11 protein-coding genes and 1 tRNA gene are annotated in these 17,266 nt (G+C 63.6%); 7 read left to right on the top strand and 5 right to left on the bottom strand.

Annotated elements, in window-relative coordinates; genetic code table 11:
• Positions 1 to 37: 37 nt before the first annotated feature.
• Positions 38 to 1,210, bottom strand: coding sequence for a THUMP domain-containing protein (locus tag Q7P63_00575; GenBank protein MDP0498568.1), 1,173 nt, complete (start codon positions 1,208 to 1,210; stop codon positions 38 to 40).
• A gap of 181 nt (positions 1,211 to 1,391) precedes the next feature.
• Here Q7P63_00575 and Q7P63_00570 point away from each other — a divergent pair, with 181 nt between their 5' ends.
• The 4 genes from Q7P63_00570 to Q7P63_00555 all read left to right on the top strand — a co-directional run bounded on the left by Q7P63_00570 (position 1,392) and on the right by Q7P63_00555 (position 7,610).
• Positions 1,392 to 3,326 carry an alpha-L-arabinofuranosidase C-terminal domain-containing protein gene (locus Q7P63_00570; protein MDP0498567.1) on the top strand — a complete coding sequence of 645 codons (1,935 nt, stop codon included), beginning with the start codon at positions 1,392 to 1,394 and terminating at the stop codon, positions 3,324 to 3,326.
• A gap of 78 nt (positions 3,327 to 3,404) precedes the next feature.
• A complete protein-coding gene (locus tag Q7P63_00565; protein MDP0498566.1) occupies positions 3,405 to 4,298 on the top strand; it encodes a hypothetical protein in 894 nt (297 codons plus the stop codon).
• A 49-nt stretch (positions 4,299 to 4,347) separates the two neighbouring features.
• Positions 4,348 to 5,856, top strand: a complete 1,509-nt coding sequence (locus Q7P63_00560) for a YihY/virulence factor BrkB family protein (protein MDP0498565.1) — start codon at positions 4,348 to 4,350, stop codon at positions 5,854 to 5,856.
• A gap of 92 nt (positions 5,857 to 5,948) precedes the next feature.
• On the top strand, positions 5,949 to 7,610 hold the full coding sequence (locus tag Q7P63_00555) for a hypothetical protein (GenBank protein MDP0498564.1): 1,662 nt from the start codon (positions 5,949 to 5,951) through the stop codon (positions 7,608 to 7,610).
• Between the two features lie 140 nt (positions 7,611 to 7,750).
• On the opposite strand, the gene recN is transcribed toward Q7P63_00555, so the two are convergent.
• Positions 7,751 to 9,421, bottom strand: a complete 1,671-nt coding sequence (gene recN / locus Q7P63_00550) for a DNA repair protein RecN (GenBank protein ID MDP0498563.1) — start codon at positions 9,419 to 9,421, stop codon at positions 7,751 to 7,753.
• A 69-nt stretch (positions 9,422 to 9,490) separates the two neighbouring features.
• On the opposite strand from recN, the gene Q7P63_00545 reads away from it, so the two are divergent.
• Both Q7P63_00545 and glpK read left to right on the top strand, forming a co-directional pair.
• Positions 9,491 to 9,567: transfer RNA gene (locus Q7P63_00545), tRNA-Val, on the top strand.
• 302 nt (positions 9,568 to 9,869) lie between these two features.
• On the top strand, positions 9,870 to 11,366 hold the full coding sequence (glpK, locus tag Q7P63_00540; protein ID MDP0498562.1) for a glycerol kinase GlpK: 1,497 nt from the start codon (positions 9,870 to 9,872) through the stop codon (positions 11,364 to 11,366).
• A gap of 6 nt (positions 11,367 to 11,372) precedes the next feature.
• Here glpK and Q7P63_00535 read toward each other — a convergent pair whose 3' ends face one another.
• The 3 genes from Q7P63_00535 to Q7P63_00525 are packed head-to-tail and all read right to left on the bottom strand — an operon-like array spanning position 11,373 to position 15,726.
• Positions 11,373 to 11,750: a response regulator gene (locus Q7P63_00535; GenBank protein MDP0498561.1), complete on the bottom strand. Its 378-nt coding sequence runs from the start codon at positions 11,748 to 11,750 to the stop codon at positions 11,373 to 11,375.
• A gap of 17 nt (positions 11,751 to 11,767) precedes the next feature.
• Complete coding sequence (locus tag Q7P63_00530; protein ID MDP0498560.1) at positions 11,768 to 13,681, bottom strand: response regulator; 1,914 nt, start codon at positions 13,679 to 13,681, stop codon at positions 11,768 to 11,770.
• Positions 13,678 to 15,726 carry an ATP-binding protein gene (locus tag Q7P63_00525; protein MDP0498559.1) on the bottom strand — a complete coding sequence of 683 codons (2,049 nt, stop codon included), beginning with the start codon at positions 15,724 to 15,726 and terminating at the stop codon, positions 13,678 to 13,680. The genes Q7P63_00530 and Q7P63_00525 overlap by 4 nt, the downstream gene beginning before the upstream one ends.
• Before the next feature lie 316 nt (positions 15,727 to 16,042).
• On the opposite strand from Q7P63_00525, the gene Q7P63_00520 reads away from it, so the two are divergent.
• Positions 16,043 to 17,212, top strand: coding sequence for a hybrid sensor histidine kinase/response regulator (locus tag Q7P63_00520; GenBank protein ID MDP0498558.1), 1,170 nt, complete (start codon positions 16,043 to 16,045; stop codon positions 17,210 to 17,212).
• Positions 17,213 to 17,266: the final 54 nt, after the last annotated feature.

Here is a 17,266-nt window from a genome sequence, read left to right as displayed (position 1 = left end):
TAAGGGCTGGCATCCTGCGGATGCAATTGCCCCCGCCTTACAGCTTGTACTGCACGAGACGGGCTTCGATCTGGCCGTTGTAGAGCTTCCACTTGTTCGCGACCTTCATGCCGATGGCGTTGAGGGCTTCCGAGTTACTGGAGAAGACGGCCGCGCCGCACTTCTCGCAGCGGTGACGCAGGAAGTTGCCGAGGTCGGCGTAGAGGCGGTTCAAGTCGGCCTCGCTGGACTGCAGGCGTACGCCGTAGGGCGGGTTGGTCACGATGACGCTGCGCGAAAACGTCTCGTCGCCGTCCTGGAACTTGTGCGGGTGGATCTTGAACGACGGGTGGTTGCCGAAGTGGTCGGCCACGATGCGCTCCAGCACCTTGCGGGTCGAGAAATCCGCCTCGAAGCCATGGAACGCCACGCCTGCGTCCACCTGGCGCTCGATCAGCGACTGGCGGGCACGCTCGAAAGCTTCCGGGTCGAAATCGAGCCAGTTCTGGAAAGCAAAGCTGCGGTTGAGGTTGGGCGCGATGCGATTGGCCAGCAGGTAGGCCTCGCAGAGGAAGGTGCCCGAGCCGCACATGGGGTCGACAAAGTCGCAGTTGCCCTTGTAGCCCGCCAGTTGGAGCAGGCCCGCCGCGAGGTCTTCCTTCAGCGGCGCCTCGCCGTGCTCGATACGGTAGCCACGCTTGAAGAGCGGCTCCCCTGCCCCGTCGAGGTATAGCGTCACCTCGTCGCGGTGGACGAACGCCACCACGTGCACGTCGGGCTCGCGCTTCTCGATCGAGGGGCGGTAGCCGTCGGTCAGCTTGCGAAAGGTATCGACAATCGCATCCTTGATGCGGTGCACGGTGTATTGCGAGTTGCGGAAGTTGGGCGACTCGCCCTTCACGTCGATGCGGATCGTCTTGTCGACATCGAAGAGCTTGTGCCACGGGGCCTTGCGGGCCTGGAAGTAAAGGATGTCGTAATCCTTCGCGCGGAACTTGCGGATGGGCCGCAGCACGTTGATCGCCGTGCGCAGGGCCATGTTGGCGCGGTAGAAATCTTCCTCGCTGCCATAAAACGCGACCATGCGCGTGCCGACGAAGGCAATCTCGCAGCCGAGGTCCTTCAACTCCCGCTCCAGCACCGGCTCCAGCCCGGCCCGGCAATTGGCGACAAAGTAATCTGGCTGATCGAAAGCCTGCTTGTACATCCCACCCAGCTTGCCCGGATTCACCGCCCGCTGGCAATAGAAAGGTTGCGATTGGGTGACGGGCGCAAAACGGAACCGTCTGAATCCGTTTCCCGTGCATTTTTGGCAGGCATGCGGCATGTTTGGCGCACTACTAAACATGAGCCCCTTCAAATCCCCCTTGTTACGGGCCGCCACGCTTGCGCTGGCGTGCCTCACCCCTGTCATGAGCCCCGCTGCCCCCCTCGCCCTCACCGTAAAGCCCGACGAGGCCAAGGCGATCAGCCCGCACCTCTTCGGCCTGTTTTTCGAGGACATCAACTGGGGTGCCGACGGCGGCCTCTACCCCGAGCGCATCCGCAACCGCTCGTTTGAATTCTCCGCCATGTCGCACCCCACCTGGAACAACTTCACCGGCTGGGAGCTGGTGGAGCGTGGAGGCGGCAGGGCCTGGTGGTCGCTGGACCAAGGCATCCCCCTGCACCCAAACAACCCGCACGCCCTCGTGCTGCATGTGCGTGAGCCCGGCGAAGGCGCGGGCATCCGGAACGAAGGCTTTGACGGCATTGTGTTGGAAAAGGGCGCCAAATACGACGTATCGTTCTTTGGCCGCCTGACGTATATGGGCGCGCGCTGGGGCGGCGAACCGTTTGGCGACGGCTCACCCATGCCGGTCGTGGTGCGGCTCGAAAGCGAATCCGGCGAGGTGCTGGGCGAGGCATCGTTCGACATCACCAGCCCGGAATGGGAGAAGCATACCGCCACAATCACCGCCAAAAAGAGCGACCCGAAGGCCCACTTCGTCCTGCTGGGCAAGGCCCCGGGCGGCATCGCGCTCGATATGATTTCCGTCTTCCCGCAGGACACCTTCAAGGGTCGCCCCAATGGTATGCGGCCCGACCTCGCTCAAGTGCTGGCCGACTTGAAGCCCGGCTTCCTGCGCTTCCCCGGCGGCTGCGTGGCCCACGGGCACAATCTCTCCAACATGTACCGTTGGCCGGACACGATCGGGCCGCTGGAGGAGCGCCGCGGCATGTTCAACCTCTGGGGCTACCACCAGTCGATGGGCATCGGCTATCATGAGTATTTCCAGTTTTCGGAAGACCTCGGGGCCGAGCCGCTGCCCGTCGTACCCGCAGGCGTCTGCTGTCAAAACGCCGGCCACACCAAAGGCGGAGGCCAGCACGGCATCCCGCTGGACGACATGGACGCCTATATCCAAGAGGTCCTCGACCTGATCGAATACGCGAACGGCCCCGTCAGCTCCGAATGGGGGGCGAAGCGGGCGGCGAACGGCCACCCCGAGCCGTTCAACCTCAAGTGGCTGGGCGTGGGCAACGAAGACCACATTACGCCCGTCTTCGAGCAGCGCTTTCGCATGATCTACGACGCGGTGAAGGAAAAGCACCCGGAGATCGAGGTGATCGGCACCTCCGGGCCTTTCTGGCACGGGCCTGACTTCGATGCCGGCTGGAAGCTGGCCCGCGAGATCGACCTGCCGATGGTCGACGAGCACTATTATGTAGCGCCGGAGTGGTTCCTCGAAAATCAGGAGCGCTACGACTCTTACGACCGCAACGAGTCCAAGGTCTACTTGGGCGAATACGCCGCCCATGAGCCCGACCGCGCCAACACGCTGCGCAGCGCCTTGGCAGAGGCCGCCTTCATGACCGGCCTGGAGCGCAATGGCGACATCGTTCACTTTGCCTCCTACGCACCGTTGCTGGGCCGCGAGGGCCATACGCAGTGGCGCCCCGACCTGATCTACTTTACCGGCACGGATATCCTGCTGACGCCCAACTACCACGTGCAGAAGCTCTTCGCGCAGCACGCGGGCGATACCTTTCTGCCCGTCGAGGTGGGGGGCCAGAACGAAGCCCTCTCCGTTTCGTGTGTGAAGGACAGCCAGAGCGGCGACGTGATTATCAAGCTGGTCAACAACGGCGACGCTGCCCTGCCGGTGAGCCTCGACCCGAGCAAGCTGGGCAAGTTTGCCCGCACGGCGAAAGTCTGGACGCTCGCGGGCGACCTCAAGGCGGTCAACACCTGGGAGCAGCCCGACCAAGTGGCGCCCCAGGAAAGCACGCTGCCCATCTCGGCCAAGCTGGAGCGCGAGCTGCCGGCCCATTCGCTGACGGTGATCCGCCTGCCCGCACGGTAACGGCGCACCTCCCTCCGGCCCGCAGGCGTATTTTGCTTGCGGGCTGTAAGTTACGCCGGCAGCATCCCCTCGCTTCCCATGCCCGAGGAATACTACATCCGCCAGCCCGACTCGGAAACCGCCAAGGGCCCGTACAACGTGGATAAACTCGTGACGCTGGCCGAGGCAGGCCAAGTGACGCGCGAAACGCTCTACTACGACGACGAGCTGGAGTCGTGGGCAGCCGTCGGCTCCAACGAAGAGCTGAAGCAGCTGATCTTCCCGGAGCGCCGCAAGCTGACCTTGCGAAAAAAGGGGGCAGACGAGCTGAACCTGCTCTCCGGCGAAGACGAGGAAGACGAAGCGGTGACCGTGCGCAACATCCTCGCCGCCGCCGAGGGCAAGACCGAAGACACCCGCCACCTCAGCGCCAATGTCGACTGGCGCAAGCGTGTCGCCGGCTGGTCGACCAACCTAATGGGGCTCTGCCTGCTCGCCAGTGCCGCCGCCATCATCATGGCCAACCTCGGCTTTTTCCAGCAGGTCTACGCCTACTACAGCCAGGTGGCCGGCATCGCCGAGGCAGGCGAAGAAGCGGTTGCCATTCCCGGATTTTCCACCGCCGTCGTGCTTGCGATGCTCGACGTGCTCTTCGGCCTGTTGACGCTCGCCGGGATGACGAGTATCTACCCGCTTTTGCGCGCCCGCAGCATGTTCTGGGCGGGCTATTTTGCGCTGTATTTCTACGGGCGCATGGTCTTGGGCGATCCACACGGGCTGCTCCTGCTGTTGTCCGTGCTCGCCGCTGGCGCGGGCCTGTTTACGATGACGCTGGCCACGCACCTGCGCACCTTCCTGCCTGCCGCCATCGCCGCATTGCTCGGCACGGGGTTCTTCGCCTACGTCTACATTGGCCGCTTTGTGGCCGAGCTGATGGCGGAGACCGAAGAAAAGGCTTCGCTGCTCACCCACTGGATCGGCTCGCTGAGCTGAGACTGCTTGCCGGATCGGGCGGGCCGCGCTAAATTGGGATCTCTCGGCCGTGAAATCGCTGCACAACAATATCGCCCGCGTCCAGAACTACTGGCAACACGAGATCTGGGCCTCGTCGCCCGCCGCTGCCCAGGAGCAGGACGTAAACTGGAGGGTCAAAGCCTCGCGGCTGGTGGCCATCACCATCCATGGGGTGCTGCAAAACGGCATCCTGACGCGGGCCGCCGCCCTCGCCTACTCCACGCTGCTGGCCCTTGGGCCGCTGATCGTGATCGTGGTGTTGATCTCGTCGTCGTTCTGGCCCAGCAACGCCGAGGGCCAGATCAAGAAGCTGATGATTTTCCTCGCCCCTTCGCTGGGCGAATACATCCGCCTGGAGCAGACACCCGATACGACGGCCGCAGCCGCCGACGGGGTCGCCGCCGCCACACAGCAGACGGCTTCGGAGCTGGATGGGCTGATCTCGGAGATCATTACCGGCGCACAGGACACCCTGGGCGGCATCAATACCAGCGGCTCCGGCATTTTCGGGATCATCGGCCTCGCCGTGCTGATCTGGATCGTGATCCAGCTGCTCACCACGATCGAGAATACGCTCAACGACATCTGGGGCGTCAAAAAGGGCCGTGAGTGGGGCTACCGTATCGTCTTTTACTGGGCCTTCATCAGCCTGGGCACCATCCTCGGCCTCGGCACGGGCGCGTTTATCTCGGCCTCGTTTCTGGGCGGCTTCTTCGACTGGCTGCCCGACTTCGGCCCGCTCACGCGCATCGCCACGCTGATCCCCTCGCTCGCGATCCTCACGATGCTGCTCACGTTCTTTTACCTGTTCTTCCCCAATACGCAGGTGAACATCCGGCCCGCCCTGCTCGGGGGTGCCATCGCCGCCACCCTGCTCATCGCCAACAATTTCATCTCCACCATTTATGTGGGGCAGGTCATCCGCATCCAGAACCTCTACGGGTCGGTCGCCATCGTGCCGGTCTTGATGATCGGCCTCTACTTTTCGTGGCTGCTGGTGCTGGTGGGCGGGCAAATCTCATACGCCGCTCAGAATGTGCACTTTTTGGCCGACCAGAGCGCATGGGACCGGAGCAGCCAGCTGGTGCGCCAGAGCCTGACCATGGGCGCGCTGCTCTACATCTGCCGCCGCTTCCACCGCGGGGAGCCGCCAACCGGCCTGGAGCAGCTCTCCGAGCACCTGCGCGCCCCGCGCAACATGCTCAACGAGTCGATCAACCGCCTCGTGCAGCTCAACCTCGTGACCAAGGTGCCCGACGAAAACCCGGACGTGCAGGAAGAATTCCGTTACCAGCCTGCCCGCCCCCTGCGCTTCATGCGGCTGGCGCAAGTCCACCAGTCGCTCGAACAACTGGGCAACAACGGCGGCCTCGACCTGGTGTCCAAAGTCGACCCGCTGCTGGCCCAATACCTGAAGCAGCGCGACGAAACCCTGGGCTACGCCGAGCCGACGATCGAAGACCTCTTCGAGAGCGAGCTGCAACGCGAGAGTGTCGGCCCCTCCCGCAGCCCAGAGGCCGACCCGTCACGAGCCTAGCGATGTTTTCCTGCCCCTTGCGCGCCGCTTCTTCCTTGCCAGCGCGCGCCCCCAGCCTACGCTGCCCCCTTTATCACCTTGCCTAAAGCCCCATGATTACCTGGCTGCAAAATTTAATGCTCAAGCACAACTCCTGGCTGATGGGTAGCCTGTTGGTTGTGATCATCTTCGTCTTCGTGCTCTCGGTCGGCCCCACCGGTCTCTTCCATACCGATCGTTCGGGCAGCGCCCGCTCCGTCGAGTATTACGGGTTTGACCTCAACGACCCGGAAGTCGCCCGCGAACTCGCGGCCAAGGCCGAAATCAGCTTTGCGCTGAACCGCCCGATGGGCTTCGCCAGCCAGGAAGACTACATCTACGCCCGCATCGCCGCCCTCGGCCTGGCCAATCAAATGGGGATTGGCAACCCGACGCAGGAAGAGCTGCAGGCGTATGTGCGCGGTCTCCAGTTTTTCCAGGACCCGCAGACGGGCAGCTTCAGCCCCCAGCAATACAACCAGATCGCCGACATGATCGCCAGCGGCGGCAACCTGACCAAGGCCGACTTCACCGAAATGCTGCGGGAAGACTGGCGCGTGGGTCAGGTCGTCAAGGCCCTCGGCGGCCCCGGCTACACCAACCCCTACATCGGCTTCCGCCAATACCAGGAGGCGAACACCACCTACGATATCGCGGTGGCGGAGCTGGATTACACCAATTTCGAGTTTGACCAGAAAGTGAGCGACGAAGAGCTGGAAGCCTACTACAACCAGAACCCCGGCGCTTACACCGAGCCCGAAAAGCTGGAGGCCACAGCCGTGATCTTCCCCGCCCAGAACTTCGTCGACCGCGTGGGCAACATCGGCGACAACGAGCTGCGTGCCTATTACGACCGTAACGGCTGGCGCTACATGGGCGCACCCACCACCAACCCCGAAACGGGTGCCCAGGAGCAACCGCAGCCCCTGCCCTTCGAAGAAGCCCGCCCCCGTGTGTTGGCCGACATGAAGCTGGAGCGCGCCCGCGCCCTCGCCGCCCGCGCCGCCGAAGACTTTACGGTGGAGCTCGACGAAAAGGGCATCGCCCGCGAGTCCGAAGAATTTACCAAGCTCGTCGAAGCCCGCGGCGCGGTGACCGAAGAAGTGCAGCCCTATGCGCGCGACAACCCGCCCGCAAACAGCCGTATCTCGGCCCAGGTGCTCAACGACCTCTGGAACTACTCCAGCGGCCCCCGCTACTACTCCTCGCCCGCACAAACGCAGGCCGGCGGTGTAGTGCTGATGCGCGACGCCCTCGTCCCCGAGACGGTCCCGCCCTTCGCCTCCGTCTGGGAGCAAGTCGAGACCAACTGGCGCGACGAGAACAAACAGCGCAACTTCACCCAAAAGGGCCAGGCCCTGCGCCAGCAGTTGCAGCAAGCCATCGCCAGCGGCACCTCGTTCAATGAAGCCGCTCAGGACCTCGGGCTGACCGTGCGCGAAATCGAGCCCTTTGAAGGCGTGCAAGTGCCCCAGGAATTCCTGCAGGACCGCAGCTGGGAACAGGCCCGCAAGCTGGCTGCCAACGAGCTGACCACGATGATCCAGCGCCAAGGCAAGGGCACCTTCATCTACATCCAGAGCAAGGAAGCCCCCGACGTGCAGCCCGACGCCCAGGAAGTCCAGGACTACGTCGCGGAACGCTCCGGCGACCTTGGCCCGCTCTTCGGCTGGCAGGCCATCCTCGAAATCGCCAGCGAAACCCTCCGCACCCAAGTCGAGGCGCAGGAGAGCTAGGCGAGGCACAGTCTGATCTTATCAAGCGGCGGAAACGCCGCTTTTTTGTTGCCCAAGTGGCAGCTATTACACCAAGGCGCGGCACAGACGCAGACTTCCCATCTGCGTTTCATCCGCGTTCATCTGCGGCTCAAAAAAAGCTATGCCTGCCCTTGTAGCAGAGCCTCGGCGTGTTCGCGGGCGATGTGGCTGTGGCGGTCGCCAAGCATGCGGGCCAGCTCGTCGAGCCGGGCGGCCCGCTCCGGGTGCAGCGGCACGATGTGCACGTCGGTCGACTCATCGGTCTGGTCTTTGCGCACGAGGTAATGGGCCGCCGCGAGGCTCGCCACCTGCGGCAAGTGCGTAACGCAGAAGACCTGGTGCCCCTGCCCTCCCAGCTCGGCCAGCAAGCGCCCGACCTCCTTCGCGATCTCACCGCCCACGTTGGCGTCGACTTCGTCGAAGACCAGCACGGGCGTGGCGTCGACCCGAGCCAGCACACTCTTGAGCGCCAGCATCACGCGCGCAGTCTCGCCGCTTGACGCGATCTTGTTCAACGGCTGCAGCGATTGCCCCGCGTTGGGCGCAAAGAGGAATTGGCAACTGGAATTACCGTGCGGCTGAAGGCGGGCTTCCCGCACCACCTCGATGCTGAGCTGCGCCTTCTTGAAGCCCAACTGCAACAGGCCTTGGCTCGCCTTCGCCCCCAATTCCTTGGCAGCACGCACGCGAGCCTCGCGCAGCACCTCCGCCTGTGCGGTCAGGTCTTTTTCCAGCTTGGCGGCCTCGTGCTGCCAACGCTCGAGGGTGCCCTCGATGTCGCCCTGCTGCTCGATCTTGCGCGCCATCTCGGCCCGACGCTCCAGGATCACGTTTACGTCGGGGCCATACTTGCGCTGCAGGCCCAGCCACTGCTCCATCCGCTGCTGCAGCTCCTGCGCGGTCTCTTCGTCCATATCCTGCCCCTGCGCGAGGTCCTCGAACTCGCCCGCCACGTCCTCGGCCTCGATCAGCAACGACTGCAGGCGGTCGGCCAGCGGCATCAGCGTCTGGTCGATCTCGGCCAGCTCGTAGGCCGTGTTGATCAGCGGACGCAAGCGGTCCACGACGCCCTCGTCGCCTGTCAGACCGGTCGAGACCAGCGACGCCCCCTCGGTCAACTCCTGCGCACTGGAGAGGCGGGCAAAGTCGCGCTCCAGCTGGGTAACGGCATCGGCGGACAACTGCGCCCGGTCGATCGCGCCGATCTGGTGCTGGAGGAAGTCGACCTCATCGACACTCAGGCGCTCGCTCGCGCGCAGTTGCTCGATCTGCTTCAGCTTGGCCTGCCAAGCCTCGTAGACCGTGCCATAGCGGGCCAGCAGGCTCTCGTTTTGGGCAAAAGCATCGAGCAGCGACAACTGCCAGCGTTCGTGATGCAGCTTCTGCGGCTCGCCCGGGCCGTGAAAGTCGATCCACTCCGTACCCAGCTCCTGCAGGAGCGCAACCGTGCTCAGGCTGCCATTGATCTGCACCTTGGCCGGCTTGCTGCGGTGGATCGTGCGTTGCAGCACCAGGTTACCCTCTTCGGTCGGGGGGAGGCCCAAGCCTTCAAGGCGGGCATCCAGCTCCTTGGAGTCGGCAAAGTGCAGGACGGCCTCCACTTCGCAACGCTCCTGCCCCTGACGGATCACCGATTTGTCCGACCGCGAGCCTGAAAGCAGCTTTAAAGCACCGAGCAAGATGGACTTACCGGCCCCGGTCTCACCCGTGACCGCCGTGAGTCCCGAGGCGAACTCCAGCTCAATTTCGTCGATCAAGGCGAGGTTTCGGATCCGCAAATAGTGGAGCATTTGAGAAAAGGCGTATTTTTATCTTGAAACAACCACGCGAGGTGGTTTTATCAATGTTTTTCTTCTTACGGGGGATTAGCTCAGTTGGTTAGAGCGCCAGTATGACACACTGGAGGTCGGCAGTTCAACTCTGCCATCTCCCACCATTTCAGAAGAAACTACGGCGGTGCGGGTTGCACGCCATCTTTTTCCTCATCCAGCGATAGGAAAGCTGTGCCCGAAGGTTCGGTCGATTGATGCGGCGCACGATTCTTCCCATGGGCACGACGCTCTGCCGCACTGGCAGGAATGCGATCCATGCTCGATCAATGCGAGGTTAGGGAACATTGGGCCTGCGAAGCGCTCTCAGGGTGCTTTTTGCGATCCTGGACGCTGTTTTTAAGGGTCTTTCTCCACTCCGACCTTTCTCGCGAAGCGAAAATCGTATAATGTCGCGGTCGAAAGCCCCATGAAGAAACCCCAATACGTTCTGGCCATCGACCAGGGGACGACCAGTTCCCGCGCTATCGTCTTCGACCGCTCCGGCAACGCGATCAGCATGGCGCAGCGGGAGTTTCCCCAGCACTATCCCCAACCTGGCTGGGTGGAGCACGACCCGCTCGACATCTGGTCGAGCCAGAGCAGCGTCGCCGCCGAAGCCGTCTCGCGCGCCAACCTCGATGCGGAGCACATCGCCGCCGTGGGCATCACCAACCAGCGCGAAACGACCCTTGTATGGGACCGCCACACCGGCCGCCCCGTCTATCGCGCCATCGTCTGGCAAGACCGCCGCACCGCCGGCGCGTGCAGGCAGCTGATCGAGCAGGGGCTGGAAGAAACCTTTGCCACCAAAACGGGCCTGCGGCTCGACCCTTACTTCTCGGGCACCAAGATCGCCTGGATCCTCGACCACGTGGACGGCGCACGCCAGAAGGCCGAGAACGGAGACTTGCTCTTCGGCACGGTCGATACCTGGCTGATCTGGAAATTTACCGACGGCAAGGCGCACGTGACGGATGCGTCCAACGCCTCCCGCACCCTCCTCTACAACCTCGAAACGGGCGACTGGGACGACGAGCTGCTGGAGATCCTGCGCATTCCGCGCGCCATGCTGCCCGAGATCAAATCGTGCAGCGAAGTCTACGGGCACATCTCGCGGCACTATTACCCGGGCGAGGTGCCGATTGCCGGGGCCGCCGGAGACCAGCAGGCCGCCCTTTTTGGCCAGAACTGCTTTGAGCTGGGCATGGCCAAGAACACCTACGGCACCGGCTGCTTCCTGCTCATGCACACCGGCGAAGTGCCCATCGCCTCGCAGAACAACCTGTTGACCACAGTGGCCTGGAGGCTCGGCCAACGCACGGAATACGCCTTGGAGGGCTCGGTCTTCATCGCAGGGGCCGTAATCCAGTGGCTGCGCGACGAGTTGAAAATCATCCAGAGCGCGCCCGAATGCGACGTGCTCGCCGCCAGTGTGCCCGACAACGGGGGCGTCTATCTCGTGCCTGCCTTCGTGGGGCTGGGCGCGCCGCATTGGGACCCGAACGCGCGCGGCACGATTCTGGGTCTGACGCGTGGGGCCAATCGGGGGCATCTCTGCCGGGCCGCGCTGGAGTCGATCGCCTTCCAGAGCGCCGACCTTATCCGCTGTATGGAGGCCGACTCGGGCATGCCGCTCAAGCGGCTGGCGGTCGACGGCGGGGCGTCGCGCAGCGAGCTGCTCCTGCAGTTTCAGGCCGACTTGCTGGGCGTGCCCGTAGTGCGGCCCAAGTCGATCGAAACGACCGCGCTCGGGGCCGCGTTTCTCGCCGGGCTCGCCGTCGGCTACTGGGAAGACCGGGCAGACATTGCCCACTGCTGGCAGGAAGATCGCGTATTCACCCCGGCTCCGCTCGCCCCCATCGAACCCTTGAAAGCCGACTGGGCCCGGGCCCTGGGTCGCGCCAAGGCTTGGGCGCAGGGTTGAGCCGCCCTACCCCAGCATCGTGCGGATGCGCTGGAGCAAGTCGGGCACGGTGGCGTCTTTGGAGATCATCTGGCGACCACCGATCACGCCTTCGCTCTGGCGCACCTGATTGGCGCTGACGAGCGAGGTCAGGAACAGCACCGGGATGTTGGCCGTTTCAGGCTGGTCCTTGAGCTGACGCGCGACCATGCCGCCGTCGAAGTCGCCCATGTCGATGTCGCAGATCACGATGTGGGGCTGGAACTGGGCAATGAGGCTGGCGGCCTGGCGCGGGAGATTGGTGGCGCGCACTTCAAAGCCGTCGACCTTGCCGAGCTTCGCCTTCAGCAAGCCGGTGACGGCTGGGTCGTCGTCAAGGATGAAAACCTTGGTGGTGGGGGGCATGGCGGGAGAACGGGGGGTTAGTCTAGGGTAACAAAACGGACGTGAACTTCGTCGAGGTAGTGCTGCAGGCGGTCGATATCGGTCAACACGCGGTTGGGCAGCTTTTGGGGGCTGTGCAGGCAGCCGAGGTCGATTCGGGTGGCGATTTCGCTCGCCGTATCCAGCCCGTAGAGGGCGAGTCCACCCTTGAGCCGATGGGCGTAGCTGCGCAGGGGCACGGCTTGGCCCGACTCGGCCAGAGGGCGGAGTTGGCGGACGAGATCGCGCCAGCTTTCGAGCGCGGCGGGCAAGACGTCCTGCAAATCTTCGTCGACATCCACCGTGGGGGCAAACGGCAACCCCGTTTCGCGACCGGCGCGGTGCGACTGGACGAGGCGGCGCAGCGTCGTGCGCAAGGCCGGTCCACTGATCGGCTTTTGCAACAGCTCCTGGATACCCATGGCGCGCGCCCGGGTTTTCAGCTCCGCGTCGATCTCGGCAGAAAAGACGACGATGGTACAAGGCTGGCGTTCAGGGCTTTCGCGCTCCCAGTTACGGATCTGCAGCGCGGTCGAAGGCCCATCCCAACCCGGCATCTGGTTGTCGAGCAAGACGGCGGTGTAGCCGCGCTTCTGCAGCTGTTGCAGCCCGGTGGGGCCGTCATAGACGCTGGTGACGCTCCAGCCGTCGACCGAAAGCTGTTGGCGGATGAAGGAGTGGACCGCCGGGTCGTCATCGACGAGCAAGACCGAGAGGTGCTCCGGCGCCTCGTCTTCCTCTGCCTCCAGCATCAATTCCTCCGGGCGGAACTCCACCGGCGGCAGGACCAGAGGCAGGCGCACCACAACGGTGGTATAGCCTTCCTCGCTCGTATTGAGCGCGATCTCGCCCCCTTGGGTGCGCGTCATCAACTGGGCGGAATAGGTGCCCAGGCCCGTACCGCTCGGCTTGCCCGCAGTGGCGTATTTGTCGAAAAAGCGCTCGCGAATCTCCGCCGGCACCTCGCCCGCGTTGCGCAGCTTTACCTCCAGCATGCCCTCCACCGAGCGGATCTGCCAACGCAGGACGCTGCCCACCGGGGCCGCTTCGACCGCGTTTTTGAGCAGGTTGGCAAACAGGCTGTGGCAGAGCAGCTCTTCTCCCTGGATCCAGCAGGCGACGGCGAGCGGTTGCCCGGCCAGCAGGGCGAGCGGTTGCCCCTCCACTTCGCACTCCCAGCGCAGGTATTTCTGGTCGGCACTCAGTCGCAGCTCGGCCCGCAGGCGCTGCAACACGGGTAACAAATCGAAAGCGGTGGGATGGTATTCGTAGGCCCCGCGCTCCATCTTGAGCAAATCGAACGAGGTATTGACCATGCCGAGCATCCGGAAGGCGGCCTCGCGCATCGTCTCGATGGACAGGCGCTGATCGCCGGAAAGGCCGCGGTCGTCGAGCAGCAGCTCGGCAAAATTGATGATGTTGCCCAACGGGCTCTTCAAGTCGTGCCGCAGGATGCGCTCTACATCGGCCTGGAGCACCGCCGCCTGCTGCAGCTCCTCGTTCTGACGGCGCAGCTGCTCTTGGGCGCGGCGCAGGCGCAGGTGGGTGTCCACGCGCGCCAGCACTTCCTCGGCCTGGAAGGGCTTGGGGATGTAGTCGATGCCGCCCAACTGGAAGCCCCGCAGCTTGTCCTCGATCCCGTCGAGCGCACTGAGGAAGAGCACCGGGATGTCGCGCGTACGTGCGTCGGCCTTCAGCGCCTGGCAGACGGCAAAGCCGTCCATCTCGGGCATCATGATGTCGAGCACCACGAGGTCGGGCGGCTCGATCTGGGCGGCCTCGATCGCCAGCTTGCCCCGCAGGGCCGGGCGTACGCGGTAGCCCTCCCGGCTCAACAACTGCCGCAAGACCGTTATGTTTTCAGGGGTATCGTCTACTACAAGGATGCTTTGGGGAGGCTCCGCAATCTTCATGGTCTCTCCTGGGCGGGGGGCTGGAGGTAGGCTTGGAGCCGGTCGAAACGGTATTGTTCCAACAGGGCGTGCAAATGGGCGGAAAGGGAGGGAGCGGTGGAGCGGATCTGGGCGACGAGCCGCTCGGTGGCTTCGTAATCGACCGCGCGCACGGCGTCGGCCAACGACTTGCGCCAGGCCGTGGGCTGGCCGCCGATGGCAGCCGTCCAGGGCGAAGCCGACACCACGGGCGGGGTCTGGCCCGGGCGCCGCGGGTCTTCGTAGACAAAGATCGCGCCAAGGTGGGCCTCGAGCGCCTGCACGATAGCGGCTTCCTTGAAGGGCTTGCGCACGATGCCATCAAAGCCGCGCTGGCGCAGCTCCTCGCCCTGCTCCTCCGGCAGGCCCGCTGTGATGGCCAGGATCGCCGTACGGCTGCGGGCGGGGTCGACAAAACGCTCGGCCTCACGGATACGCCGGGTGGCTTCGTAGCCGTCGATGCCCGGCATCCGCAAATCCATCCACACCAGATCCGGCTCGTCGCACTCCCAACGGTCGATGGCGTCGGCTCCGTTGGCCGCCTCCAGCACGGTGAAGCCGAAGGGGCGGTGCAACTGGGCGAGCACTGAGCGGTTGTCGGGCTCGTCGTCGACAATCAATACGCGGAAGGGGCGCTGCCCCGCCGCCAGCCCGACGGCTCGCTTGCCCGACTGGGCCGACTTCTCCGCCGGTGGTTGCGCGAGCGGCACGCGGATCTCGAATTGGAAGGTGGAGCCGATCAGCGGGCGGCTGGAGAGGCGAATACGGCCCTTCATCAGCGCGACGAAGCTCTGGCTCAAGGCGAGCCCCAGCCCTGCCCCTTCCTGGAATTTGCGGCCCGTGCTCGTCTGCGCGAAGGCGTTGAAGAGCTGGGCTTGCTCGGCATTGCCGATCCCGGGCCCGGTATCGCTGACTTCAAAGTCCAGCCGCGCTTCCTCATCCATTGGCCCGCCGGAGGGCTGCCTGCGCACCTGCAAGGTCACGCTGCCCTCGGTCGTAAACTTGATCGCGTTGTCGAGCAGGTTGATCAACACCTGCCGCAGCTTCAGCTCGTCGACCCAGATGTAAGACGGGAGATCGTCGGAGACTTCGAAGGAAAAGGTGAGGCTCTTCTTCTGCGCCCGCAGCTGGAACATCTTGCGCAAGTCGTCGAGCATCCCCGGCAAGTGACAGATCCGGGGTTCATACACAGCCCGCCCGGCCTCGATCTTGGCCAGGTCGAGCACCTGATTGATCAGGCTGAGCAGGTGCGCGCCGCTGCGGTTGATCGTTTCGAGGTTGGCGCGGTCTTGTCGGGAAAGGTTTTCGCTGCGGCTGATGATCTGCGCAAAGCCGAGGATCGCGTTGAGCGGCGTGCGCAGCTCGTGGCTCATGTTGGCGAAAAACTCGCTCTTGCTGCGGGCCATGTCTTCCGCGCGGGTGCGGGCGTCCTCCAGTTGCTGAGCGCGCTCGGCCAGGAGGCGCATGCTCTGCAGGCTGGCCCAGTACTGGCGGTGCAGGTCGCGCCCGAAAACGGTCAGGTAAACCAAGCCGGCGAGGTAGAGAATGGCCGTGCCGTAGGTCGTTTCTTCCGCGTTCCAGAAGGAGACGATGGCCGGCGGCACCAGCGTCACCACGAGAAAGGGGCGCTGCAGCCAGAGATGCGTCGACAGGCTGATCGCGCCCCCCGCCGCAATCGCCACCATCGTGGCGGTGACAAAAAAGCTGTACCACTCCGTAGGGTACCTGTAGACGATCCAGCTCGCCCCTAAAGTGTAGACCCCCGCGAGGCCGAGCACGCTCATCTGGTAGAGCTGCAGCCAACGTTGGGAAGAGCCCGCGAAAAAATCCGCAAACCTCCACCCCAGCACAAAGCGCACGACGCCCAATAGGGCCAGCGCCACAAAGATCCCTTGCCACCAGCCGCCCAGTTGAAAGTGCAAGGGCGTGCCGTAGACGAGAATAAGCCACGCCGCTGCATAAGCCAAGCTGCCCCAGAGGCCGCGCCGGGCGAGATCGCGGCAGGCTCTAGGGTCTTGTGGGTCCACCTTTACAACGGTCGCTTCCCACAGGCCAAGACCTTCCGGCTTAACTGCCGAAAACGGTCGCCTTATGGAATCCAGGCTCATAGACACAGGGGATAACCCTGCAATCCATGACTGATTTACCCCCAGATGTCGACCGTATTTTTACTTCTGTATCTTCCAGAAAGCGATGAACTTCCGACTTTGCTCGCCAAGAGTAAAAAACTAAAGCATAATACCAACAAAAGCTACGTAATTTTACAATATTTTTGCTGTAAAACAGAGGCTTCATCCAGCTTTACCTTGCGCTAAATCAGAGGTTTTGTCTTCATATATCTTCATGCAAACACCCACGGGTCAGCATAACGGGGAGCCCCTCGATATCTTGGCAGTAGACGATACCCCCGCGAATCTGAGGGTGTTGAGCCAGGCGCTTAAACGCTGGGGATATCGCGTTCGCCCTGCCCCTAACGGCGAAATTGCCCTGCAGGCCGCCCTCGCCCGCTGCCCCGACCTGATCCTGCTCGACGTGAACATGCCTGACATGGACGGCTACGAAGTCTGTCGGCGGTTGAAGGCGATTCCAGATCTGGCCCACGTTCCCGTTATTTTCATCAGTGCCCTGTCGGAAACGCTCGACAAGGTGACGGCCTTTCGCGTGGGCGGAGTCGACTACATCACCAAACCGTTCGAGCTGGAAGAAGTCGAAGCCCGTGTGCGCACCCACCTCCAGCTCCGCGAAACCCGACGGCAGCTCGAAGCCGTCAACCACGAGCTGGAGCGCCTCGTCTCTGTGCGCACCGAACAGCTTGAGCTGGCCAACGACCGGCTCAAGATGCTCGACCATGCGAAAGACGAATTTTTGCACCTGATCGCGCACGAGCTGCGCACACCGCTCAACGGCATTCTGGGCGTGGCGGGGATTCTTTTCGACAGCTTCCCCGACGACCCACAGGTGCAGGACCTGCAACCGGTTTTCGAGAATGCCGAGCGGCGCCTGCTCGACATCCTGAACGATGCCTTGATGTTGAGCGAAGTGGAGGTGCGCCCGGAGAGCCTCGCCAAAAGCCCCCTGCGGATCGACGAGCTGATGCGCACCCTCCCCTTCAGCGAGTGGCAGCTGGAAGGCTTCGATCAGTTGACGCCTACCCACCTGCTGTTGGCCGACGTTGCCAGCCTGCGCCGCGCGCTTGAATCGCTGATGCGCGCCTGCCGCAACATGGCTCCCCACCGCGAGTGCCGCGCCGTGATCCAGCTGAACGACCACTTCGAGCTACGGCTCGTCAGCATCGAAACCTATCTCGACGAGGAGGTGCGGCTGCGCATGTTCGAGCCCTTCGCCATCTCCGAAATCCAGACGGCAGGGGTCCACCTCGGCCTCGGGCCCGCCCTCGCCTCGCGCATCCTCGCGCTTTTCGACGGCACCATCTCCGCAGAGCAGGAAGACGACGGGGTGACCTTTATCATTCGCCTGCCCTGGCCCGGCGCCTCTTTCACCCGGCGTTCCTGAATCCCTTCACAAAGAAAGGGCCGCCCCGCAGGACGGCCCTCTTGGTTGGTTCAC

The sequence above is a fragment of the Verrucomicrobiota bacterium JB022 genome (assembly GCA_030673845.1).
Lineage (GTDB): Bacteria > Verrucomicrobiota > Verrucomicrobiia > Opitutales > Oceanipulchritudinaceae > WOUP01.
The sequence above is the reverse complement of the archived record's forward strand: the minus strand, read 5'-3'. Positions and strand labels throughout refer to the sequence as shown.

Excerpts from the sequence above, each read along its gene's own strand:
- Q7P63_00570 (MDP0498567.1), top strand. The coding sequence starts at position 1,392 with ATGAGCCCCGCTGCCCCCCTCGCCCTCACCGTAAAGCCCGACGAGGCC.
- Q7P63_00565 (MDP0498566.1), top strand. The coding sequence starts at position 3,405 with ATGCCCGAGGAATACTACATCCGCCAGCCCGACTCGGAAACCGCCAAG.
- Q7P63_00555 (MDP0498564.1), top strand. The coding sequence starts at position 5,949 with ATGATTACCTGGCTGCAAAATTTAATGCTCAAGCACAACTCCTGGCTG.
- recN (MDP0498563.1), bottom strand. The coding sequence starts at position 9,421 with ATGCTCCACTATTTGCGGATCCGAAACCTCGCCTTGATCGACGAAATT.
- glpK (MDP0498562.1), top strand. The coding sequence starts at position 9,870 with ATGAAGAAACCCCAATACGTTCTGGCCATCGACCAGGGGACGACCAGT.
- Q7P63_00535 (MDP0498561.1), bottom strand. The coding sequence starts at position 11,750 with ATGCCCCCCACCACCAAGGTTTTCATCCTTGACGACGACCCAGCCGTC.
- Q7P63_00530 (MDP0498560.1), bottom strand. The coding sequence starts at position 13,681 with ATGAAGATTGCGGAGCCTCCCCAAAGCATCCTTGTAGTAGACGATACC.
- Q7P63_00520 (MDP0498558.1), top strand. The coding sequence starts at position 16,043 with ATGCAAACACCCACGGGTCAGCATAACGGGGAGCCCCTCGATATCTTG.